At 46.9% G+C, this 2981-nt stretch carries 1 protein-coding gene; it reads right to left on the bottom strand.

What is annotated here, in order from left to right; translation table 11 throughout:
• Nucleotides 1–56: 56 nt before the first annotated feature.
• A complete protein-coding gene (gene ppdK, locus V7L97_RS11925; RefSeq protein ID WP_333656269.1) occupies nt 57–2831 on the bottom strand; it encodes a pyruvate, phosphate dikinase in 2775 nt (924 codons plus the stop codon).
• Between the last annotated feature and the right edge of the window lie 150 nt (nt 2832–2981).

The following is a 2981-nucleotide window of genomic DNA, read 5'->3' as shown; positions in this document are numbered from 1 at the left end:
AAAATAAAAAGGTGGCTGAGGTCATGCATGACCTCAGCCACCTGTGACGCTATTTTTTAGATTTGTTTTTTCAATGCTGCCTGTGCTGCTGCAAAGCGGGCAATAGGCACCCTGTATGGAGAGCAGCTTACATAATTGAGTCCGATTTTATGGCAGAATTCAACCGATTTAGGCTCTCCGCCGTGCTCTCCGCATATTCCCATTTTCAAATCTTTCTTGACCTTTCTGCCTTTCTCGACAGCCATTTGCATAAGGGCACCGACACCGTTCTGGTCTATTGAGATAAATGGGTCTTCCTCGAGTATTCCATTCTCTATATAGACCGGCAGGAACCTTCCGGCATCGTCTCTCGAAAGTCCATAGACTGTCTGTGTGAGGTCGTTTGTTCCGAATGAATAAAAGTCTGCAATCTGTGCAATTTCATCGGCAGTTACGCAAGCCCTCGGCAGCTCTATCATTGTGCCAACAGTATAAGGGACTTTCACTTTATATTCTTGCTGGATTTTGTTTGCAGTGGAGACGACGATTTCCCTCATTTTCTGAAGTTCATTCACATGACCAACAAGCGGGATCATTATCTCCGGCATAACCTTAATCTTTTCCTTTGCAAGCTCGCATGCTGCCTCCATTATTGCCTGTGCCTGCATCTCGTATATTTCAGGATATGTGATTCCAAGACGGCATCCCCTGTGTCCGAGCATGGGATTGAATTCATGCAGTGATTTGTTCTTTGCAGATAATTTGTCAAAAGGAACACCCATTTCCTGAGCAAGCTCCTCGAGTTCCTTATCGGTATGCGGCACGAATTCATGGAGCGGCGGGTCTAAAAGTCTTATGGTTACAGGAAACCCTGCCATTGCCCTGAATATGCCGATAAAGTCCTCCTTCTGATATGGAAGGAGCTTTGCCAGTGCCCTCTTCCTCTCATCAACAGTATCAGAGAGTATCATCTCCCTCATCGCCTTTATCCTGTCGGGACCGAAGAACATGTGTTCTGTCCTGCAGAGGCCTATTCCCTCGGCGCCGAAATTCCTTGCTACGGTGGCATCCCCTGGTGTATCGGCATTTGTCCTGACCTTCAATGTCCTGACCATGTCCGCCCATTTCATCAGTTCCTTGTACCATGGATTTTTATCAGGGTCGGCAGGCAATAAATCGAGTTGGCCTTCGTATACCCTCCCTGCTGTTCCGTTAAGCGTTATCCAATCTCCTTCTTTCAGGGTCTTTCCGTTTACATGCACTTCTTTTCTATGTACATCTATGACAAGTTCAGAACAGCCGACTATGCAGCACTTGCCCCAACCCCTCGCAACGAGGGCTGCATGGCTTGTCATTCCACCCTTTGCTGTAAGGATGGCTTCTGCTGCGTGCATTCCATGGATATCCTCAGGTGAGGTCTCGTTTCTGACGAGTATTACCTTTTCACCCTTCTTTGCCCATGCCTCTGCATCATCCGCAGTAAACACAACCTTTCCGGTAGCACCGCCGGGACCGGCAGGCAATCCCCTTGCGAGAAGGATCGCCTTCTCTTCAGCAACAGGAGCAACACTCGGATGTAAAAGGATGTCCAATTGATCGGGCTTGATACGGAGTATGGCCTCCTCTTTGCTTATCAATTTCTGCTTCACCATCTCTACAGCCATGCGGATTGCGGCCTGGGGATTGCGTTTGCCTACCCTGGTCTGGAGTATCCAGAGTCTTCCATCCTCTATTGTGAATTCGATATCCTGCATATCCCTGTAATGCTTCTCGAGCCTCTTCTGGATAGTGAACAACTGCTTGTATAACTGCGGCATCGATTCTTCCAAAGACGGCAGGTGCTGCGTGTCTGCTGTCTTGCTTGCCCTGTTGACAGGATATGGAGTCCTTATGCCTGCAACAACATCCTCTCCCTGTGCATTGGGAAGCCACTCGCCATAAAACACATCCTCTCCTGTAGCCGGATTGCGTGTGAAAGCAACACCTGTACCTGAATTTTCTCCTGTGTTGCCGAAGACCATTGACTGCACAGTCACTGCAGTTCCCCATTCATCCGGAATCTTCTCGATCCTGCGGTATGATACGGCACGCCTGCCCATCCATGACTGAAATACTGCGCCGATGCCTCCCCAGAGTTGTTCCTGCGGTTCGTCAGGGAATTCCTTGCCGAGGGTATGTTTTATAATGGCCTTGAACTCGTCGCAGAGTATCTTTAAATCATCCACTGTTAAATCCGTATCGCTTTTATATCCCTTCTGTATTTTCATTGCATCCATGGCATGTTCGAGTTTCTGGCGGATGGCCTCTCCTTCTTTCGGTTCCACACCTGCAGCCTTTTCCATGACAACATCCGAATACATCATAAGGAGACGGCGGTATGCATCATATACGAAACGCTCATTATTTGTTTTCTTTATGAGTGCGGGGATTGTCTTTGTGGTCAGACCGATATTCAATACTGTCTCCATCATGCCGGGCATGGAACTCCTCGCACCTGAGCGCACAGAAACAAGGAGGGGGTTATTGGGATCTCCGAACTTCTTGCCCATTATCTTTTCGACCTTTGCCATTGCAGCGTCAACCTGCGCATTTAATTCTTTGGGATACCTCTTGTTATTTTTGTAGTAAAGCGTGCAGACTTCTGTAGTTATGGTAAAACCAGGAGGGACAGTAATACCTAAATTGACCATCTCTGCCAGGTTGGCCCCCTTACCTCCCAGAAGATTTTTCATTTCAGCTTTGCCGTCAGCCTTGCCTCCGCCAAAGAAATAGACATACTTCTGTGCTTTTGAAGCTTTTGCAGGTTTTGCAGCTTTCGCCGGTTTTTTAGCTTTTTTAACAACCTTTTCCATTAATTCCCTCCAGAATAATATTTAAAAGTTTTTAAAAAGGTTCTATAGTTTATCCCAATTCAACGGAAAAATTCAAGGAAACCAGGATTATTTTTACGGCACTTGGTATAGACATACTTACCAGTCTGAATTGACTTAAGGAACATAGTA

The organism is Dissulfurispira sp., from assembly GCF_036745535.1.
GTDB lineage: Bacteria > Nitrospirota > Thermodesulfovibrionia > Thermodesulfovibrionales > Dissulfurispiraceae > Dissulfurispira.
The sequence above is the reverse complement of the archived record's forward strand: the minus strand, read 5'-3'. Positions and strand labels throughout refer to the sequence as shown.

Excerpts from the sequence above, each read along its gene's own strand:
- ppdK (WP_333656269.1), bottom strand. The coding sequence starts at position 2,831 with ATGGAAAAGGTTGTTAAAAAAGCTAAAAAACCGGCGAAAGCTGCAAAA.